Annotated in this window: 9 protein-coding genes; 4 read left to right on the top strand and 5 right to left on the bottom strand. The window is 66.4% G+C overall.

Annotation, left to right across the window (positions count from 1 at the left end):
* Positions 1–318: 318 nt before the first annotated feature.
* Positions 319–765, top strand: coding sequence for a response regulator (locus D7Y13_RS37965; protein ID WP_120538045.1), 447 nt, complete (start codon positions 319–321; stop codon positions 763–765).
* Here the strand turns inward: D7Y13_RS37965 and D7Y13_RS37960 are convergent.
* Positions 681–1,274 carry a GNAT family N-acetyltransferase gene (locus D7Y13_RS37960; RefSeq protein WP_120586000.1) on the bottom strand — a complete coding sequence of 198 codons (594 nt, stop codon included), beginning with the start codon at positions 1,272–1,274 and terminating at the stop codon, positions 681–683. The genes D7Y13_RS37965 and D7Y13_RS37960 overlap by 85 nt on opposite strands.
* A gap of 210 nt (positions 1,275–1,484) precedes the next feature.
* On the opposite strand from D7Y13_RS37960, the gene D7Y13_RS37955 reads away from it, so the two are divergent.
* Positions 1,485–1,844, top strand: a complete 360-nt coding sequence (locus tag D7Y13_RS37955; RefSeq protein ID WP_120538043.1) for a hypothetical protein — start codon at positions 1,485–1,487, stop codon at positions 1,842–1,844.
* Between the two features lie 44 nt (positions 1,845–1,888).
* Here D7Y13_RS37955 and D7Y13_RS37950 read toward each other — a convergent pair whose 3' ends face one another.
* The 4 genes from D7Y13_RS37950 to D7Y13_RS48855 all read right to left on the bottom strand — a co-directional run bounded on the left by D7Y13_RS37950 (position 1,889) and on the right by D7Y13_RS48855 (position 4,371).
* Positions 1,889–2,644: a DUF5953 family protein gene (locus tag D7Y13_RS37950; RefSeq protein WP_120538042.1), complete on the bottom strand. Its 756-nt coding sequence runs from the start codon at positions 2,642–2,644 to the stop codon at positions 1,889–1,891.
* Complete coding sequence (locus tag D7Y13_RS37945) at positions 2,641–3,279, bottom strand: DUF6310 domain-containing protein (RefSeq protein WP_341870462.1); 639 nt, start codon at positions 3,277–3,279, stop codon at positions 2,641–2,643. Before D7Y13_RS37945 ends, D7Y13_RS37950 begins: the two co-directional genes overlap by 4 nt.
* A gap of 530 nt (positions 3,280–3,809) precedes the next feature.
* Positions 3,810–4,181: a DUSAM domain-containing protein gene (locus D7Y13_RS37940; RefSeq protein ID WP_120538041.1), complete on the bottom strand. Its 372-nt coding sequence runs from the start codon at positions 4,179–4,181 to the stop codon at positions 3,810–3,812.
* Between the two features lie 67 nt (positions 4,182–4,248).
* Entirely contained in the window at positions 4,249–4,371 is a 123-nt protein-coding gene (locus tag D7Y13_RS48855; protein ID WP_255424521.1) for a hypothetical protein, read from the bottom strand.
* Positions 4,372–4,527: 156 nt separating this feature from the next.
* Here D7Y13_RS48855 and kdpF point away from each other — a divergent pair, with 156 nt between their 5' ends.
* Together kdpF and D7Y13_RS37930 are read left to right on the top strand one after the other, a co-directional pair.
* A complete protein-coding gene (gene kdpF, locus D7Y13_RS37935) occupies positions 4,528–4,644 on the top strand; it encodes a K(+)-transporting ATPase subunit F (protein ID WP_199732985.1) in 117 nt (38 codons plus the stop codon).
* On the top strand, positions 4,644–5,422 hold a 779-nt coding region (locus tag D7Y13_RS37930; RefSeq protein WP_147452593.1), incomplete at its 3' end, for a potassium-transporting ATPase subunit KdpA. The genes kdpF and D7Y13_RS37930, both read left to right, overlap by 1 nt.

Below are 5,422 nucleotides of genomic sequence, written 5' to 3'. Positions count from 1 at the left end.
GGGCTGGGGAGAAGAGGGGTCCATGCGCAACATGGCTCTTTAGCCATCTCCAGGGTCACCCGCCCTCACCTCGGCGCACGGACCGTCTCCCGGGAGGCGGAGCAACCCCCCGAGTTGACCGATGCAGGATGACCTCCCACCCCCTGGACGGTCAGCAAATCGTGCCCATCTTCGTCACTCGCTGTGTCAGTCCCCGTAAACCCCGAGTCTCGGGTAATTGCAGTGAATACAGTTACTGTGTACATTCACATAGTGCCTGGAAGAGGCGTGTTTCAGGCATTCCCCCCTCGGCAGAGCGTTGGAAGGCAGGAGACGAGCATGGCGGACGGCAAGCTGAAGGCACTGGTGGTGGACGACGATCCGCTCGTCCTCGAACTGGTGGAGCGCTCCATCACCCGCTACGGCTTCGAGGTCACGACGACGCGCGCGGCGCTGGGCGTGGCGAACCTCATCCGGGTGCACCAGCCGGACATCGTGCTGCTGGACGTGAACATCCCGGCGCTCAGTGGCGACCGCATCCTGGGCGTGGTGCGCCAGTTCGCGGGTCCGGAGACGTTGTTCATCCTGTACTCGTCCATGGACGAGTCGAAGCTGCGCGAGCTGATGCGGACGGCGGGCGCGGACGGCTACATCCCGAAGAGCGTGAGCGGCCCGGAGCTGGCCCTCAAGCTGTCGGGCCTTCACCGCAAGTGGATGGCGACCCGTCCCGTGGGCTCCGCCCAGTCCCAGAGCACCACGGCCCAGGTGTCGGTGACGTCCGGGTAGGTGTGGACGGTCTGGAAGCCGACCCGCTCATGCGCACGCAGGGAGCGGGTGTTGTGCACGGAGACCTCGGTGATGACGCAGTCGAACCGGTCCCGGAGCTGTTCGCGGTGTTGGTGGTAGAGCGAATCGAACAGGCCCATCCCCCGGTGGGCCTTGTCGATGCAGATCTGCCCCATCACATAGAAGCGCTGGTCCTTCAGGGGCTGCCCCTGGAAGTCGAGCCGTTCGATGAGCGCGAACATCGGCTCCAGGACGGGGACGAGCGCCCGGCACTCGCGCGGCATGACCAGGGCATAGGCGACGACCTCGGAGCCGTGCAGGGCGATGATGCTCGGCGCCAGCGCATGCATGGCCTCCAGCGTGGGGAGGTCATGCGCCACGGTGACGAAGCCCTGGGAGCGCATCTCCTCCGGGGCCAGGACCTGCTTCAGGTTCCTGCGTTGCAGGGCCAGCACCTGTTCGAGTTCCGAGCGGGATTGGACGGCCCTCACGCTGTAGTCACCGGACATGGCGTGGGAGCATAGGCCGTCCAGGGCCGGCGCATGGGGAGGGGTTCGTGCCGGAGCAGGCGCGCCTCCAGGGATTCGTGGCCCCATCAGATTTCTGGGGGGAACGCTGACTTCTCCACGCGGCAAGGCTGCGGAATCCCTGAGAAGAACCCGCTGGTGCGCTCCTTGCTCCGCGCCGTACGCGGTCACTCTTCGGCTGAAGGAGCCTCGATGCGCTGGATGCGAATGCTGGGATGTTGCCTGACGGTCATGACCCTCGCGGCCTGTGGTTCGGATGACGCGGCCGGCAAGCAGGGGAGGCTGACCCTGCGGGATGGGCAGTCACTGGACCTCGCGCAGGAGTGCGGCGTGGACCTGCCCCAGTGTCCGCAGGGCCTGGGCTGCATCGCCATCAAGCTGGAGGGGAAGACCCAGGCGCGCTGCGTGAACGAAGCGACGCTCTGCACGGAGCTCGTCTCCTGCAGCGGAGGCACCGAGTGCGCCATCCTGACCTCGTATCCCGGTCAGGTCGTCTGCTCCGGCAAGTGCACCGGCTCGGACTGTGACGGAACCGTGTCCAGCGAGCCTTGAGCGGACGTGGCGCCTGAGCAGCGGCCCCGGCCCCTTGATCGAGGTCAAGGCTCAGCGCGTCCGCCGATCTCCGGAAAGCGTTCGTAGGCGCGCTTGAGTGCATCCAGGTGGGCGGGGTCGTCCAGGTCGAGCGGCGCATCGGTGAGCTGCACGACCCAGCCGCCCGATGCCGTGCGCCGCGCCCGTGAAAGCAGCTCGGCGTCGCGGGTCGAGTCCGGGAACCCGATGGCCTGCGCGGCGGCAGCCGACCAGTAGTTGAGCCACCCAAGGTAATAGGGAATCTCGGGCGCGCGGATATGCTCGAAGAGCTTCAGGGAGGGCAACCCCCGGCGAGGGGACGGCGGCCCTTGCTGCGTGGGTGCTGTCTGATACGCGATGTCCACCGCAGCGTCGTCTGGCGTCGCATGCCCCCAGAACGCTCGCGTGCCCTCCGCCAAGCCTGCCAGCATCTCCGCCGCTGCTGAGATGACGGCTGCGTCTAGCGGCAACTTCGCATGAACTTGGAGTTGTGGCTGCCCGCCTGGGCTCACATACGCGGATTCGTGCTGCCCGGAAATCATCACGGGGTAACGCTCATCGCCGTTACATATCATCGGGAACTCGCCGCGCGTGGTCGCCTCAGCCAACCACGCATCGCGCTGTGGCAACGCGGCAAGCTTTCGCCTCTCGGTAACTCTCCACTCCAGACGCAAGCCGGACAACGCTCGTTCCAAGGCATGGACGGCAGCAATTGTGCGGTTGTCGTCTCGCACAAGCGCAGGCGCATAGGCGTTGAGAATGAGGGGGCTTTGATGGGTCATCGTTTGCATCCCGTGACAACGACGTTGAGGGTCCGGTTCCGTCGCAGCAGCGCGTCTTTGTGCGCTTGGGTGCTCACCCCAATGACGAAGCCATACCCGCATGCCGCCGCAGAATCACGCTCCGTTGTTATCTGCTTGTATTCAGTCGCAATCTCCTGCTCCCGAACGAATTCATTGTATGTGTCAAACCGGTGGGTCTTGATCTCCCACAGCACGCGCACGCCGACTTGCAGCGCATCGAAGCGTACACCGCCAACGAGCACGTCCATTCCAGGATAACGGTTGGGCGGGAACTCGTCGGCGCACGCATTATGCGGGTCATCTCCGCCCGCGTGAGGCACGGGAACGGGCTCGCAACTGGCGCGGCGCGTCCGGTCCAGGGGCCCAGGTGGCGCCGGGGGCTGCCAGTCCTGCCCTGTGGGCTCCGGCTCCGACTTGGGCTTGCGTTGCGCTTCAGCTTCCCGGGATGACACCTTCGTTCCTCGTGAGGCCCCTGTTTCCTCGGGGTAGGAGTGGCGTAGCTCATATGCATTCAGCTCTTCCTTGATGGCGACGGCGACAACCACCACGCCAAGGACGATGACGGCTCCCAGAACGATCTCAGGAGCCACCAGAACGCAGAGCCCGACGCCCATGGCACCCGCGCCAGCGGAGGCGACCGCGCATCTTCCCGCAGTGTCGTGGAACTCGATCCGATCATGGTCGAGGGCCTGATAACACCTCTCCACCAGGGCGGGCCAAGGCTGGGAAGCTTCACGGACAACGCACTGCCCGCCGTCTGTCCAGGGCAGCGCTGCCGCTCGCTGGAGATTGGCAATTCTCTGGCTCCGAGTTCCCCGCGCGCTGGGCGTCGGTGTCGACGTAGCGCAGGCGGAGAGAAAAAGTAGGAGTCCGATGCAGGCGCGGGAACGCATGACCACAGCCTTTCCACCAAGGCAAGGAGCTACGGGGCAGGGGTGGCCCAGTCTAGGGGATGCCAGCACGCGCTGACGACGCGGGGACTCGGTACGTGCCCGAGTGCTGCTATCCGGGGCGGAGCACCAACAACTCGGCGCGGTGGCCTGTACCAGGGGAGCGACGGCCAAAAATCGGCGCGGTAAAGCTGCGCCAACACGGCGGGGAAACTGGCGTCGGACCTGCCCCCGTTGCAATGACAGCAGGGCCGTCACGGCTCGTCGGTCATGCTGGAGAGCTGTTCCAACGCAAGCTCGCGGTAGTAGGGGACGACTTCGACAGCGAGCACCTCGCGCATTTGCTGGCGTGCGCTGTCGAAGTCACCCTGTCGCTGGAACCTCCACATCAGGTCCAGTGCATCTGTCAGGCGGTTCGACCCCTCCGCGATGCGCCGCTCGGTCTCGCGCAGCAAGGCCAGCGCCTCGGAGCTGGTGCTCAAGGCCGCCTCCGCATTGGTGATGGATACTTCCGCAGCGGTGCGCAGCACGAGGGCGCGCACGTCGTCACTCAGCGTCAGTGGAACTCCCTCGCGGAGGATGCGCCGTGCGAGGTCGCGGAACGGGTTCCAGTCGGGAGCGTTCATTCGGTCCTCACCGCTTCGGGCTACCTTGCTCACGTCGGCTGAAGATCGCTGACTGGGGAACCGTTCATCAAGACTGCACGGATCCATGTCGCAGGAGAGGGTGCGTGATGGCGTAGGTCCAGACCTCCGTCGCGAGCTTGAGCGCGGAGACCTCGGACTCGATTCCGCCGCGAACCTCGTCACGCAGCACGCGGAAGGCCCCCTGTCCGCCCGTCCACTGTCGCGACCTTTCACCTCGCAGGGGACGCCAGGGCCGGTTCGTGCACGTTGCAACCCGGGCGTCAGCGCCCCTCCCGCAACCCCCTGGGATGCCTGGGCCTGACGGTGGCCCTCTTCGGTACGGCGGATGCACAAGCTGTGCGGCGAGATCGCCATGACCTTCGAATACGCCGCCGGGACCGCGCTCGCCGTCCTGCTGTCCCTCTACCTCGTCTACGCCCTGCTCCGGCCGGAGCGCTTCTGATGACGCTCACCGGCTGGCTCCAGACCCTGCTGTTCTTCGTCCTCGTCCTCGCGCTGACAAAGCCCGTCGGCGCTTACCTCTTCCGCGTCTTCGAGGCCGACACCCAACCCCTCCCCCGCCTGCTCGGTCCCATTGAGCGCGCCCTGTTGCGCCTGTGCGGCGTGCGCCGCGAACACGAGCAGACGTGGGGCCAGTACACCGCCGCCCTGCTCGCCTTCAGCCTCCTGGGCGTCGTCATCCTCTACGCGCTCCAGCGGCTCCAGCACCTGCTCCCGCTCAACCCGCGGGGCCTGCCGGCCGTCGGTCCGGCGCTCGCCTTCAACACCGCCGCGAGCTTCGTCGCCAACACCAACTGGCAGTCCTACGCCGGTGAATCCACCCTGAGCTACGCCACCCAGATGGCGGGCCTGACGTGGCAGAACTTCGTCTCCGCCGCCTCGGGCCTCGGTGTCGCGCTGGCGCTGGTTCGCGGCCTCACCCGTCGTCCCGGTCCGGAAGGCCGCAAGACGCTGGGCAACTTCTGGGTCGACCTGGTGCGCGGCACGCTCTACGTGCTCCTGCCCCTGAGCTTCGTCGCGGCCCTGTGCTTCGTCTCGCAGGGCGTGCTCCAGAACCTCGCGCCGTACCACGACGTCACCACCGTGGAGGGCGCGAAGCAGACGCTCGCCTTCGGGCCCGTGGCCTCGCAGGAAGCCATCAAGATGCTGGGCACCAACGGCGGTGGCTTCTTCAACGCCAACAGCGCCCACCCCTTCGAAAACCCCACGCCCCTCACCAA

It is taken from the genome of Corallococcus praedator (assembly GCF_003612125.1).
Taxonomy (GTDB): domain Bacteria; phylum Myxococcota; class Myxococcia; order Myxococcales; family Myxococcaceae; genus Corallococcus; species Corallococcus praedator.
The sequence above is the reverse complement of the archived record's forward strand: the minus strand, read 5'-3'. Positions and strand labels throughout refer to the sequence as shown.

Excerpts from the sequence above, each read along its gene's own strand:
- D7Y13_RS37940 (WP_120538041.1), bottom strand. The coding sequence starts at position 4,181 with ATGAACGCTCCCGACTGGAACCCGTTCCGCGACCTCGCACGGCGCATC.
- D7Y13_RS37960 (WP_120586000.1), bottom strand. The coding sequence starts at position 1,274 with ATGTCCGGTGACTACAGCGTGAGGGCCGTCCAATCCCGCTCGGAACTC.
- D7Y13_RS37955 (WP_120538043.1), top strand. The coding sequence starts at position 1,485 with ATGCGCTGGATGCGAATGCTGGGATGTTGCCTGACGGTCATGACCCTC.
- kdpF (WP_199732985.1), top strand. The coding sequence starts at position 4,528 with ATGCACAAGCTGTGCGGCGAGATCGCCATGACCTTCGAATACGCCGCC.
- D7Y13_RS37945 (WP_341870462.1), bottom strand. The coding sequence starts at position 3,279 with ATGGGCGTCGGGCTCTGCGTTCTGGTGGCTCCTGAGATCGTTCTGGGA.
- D7Y13_RS37965 (WP_120538045.1), top strand. The coding sequence starts at position 319 with ATGGCGGACGGCAAGCTGAAGGCACTGGTGGTGGACGACGATCCGCTC.
- D7Y13_RS37950 (WP_120538042.1), bottom strand. The coding sequence starts at position 2,644 with ATGACCCATCAAAGCCCCCTCATTCTCAACGCCTATGCGCCTGCGCTT.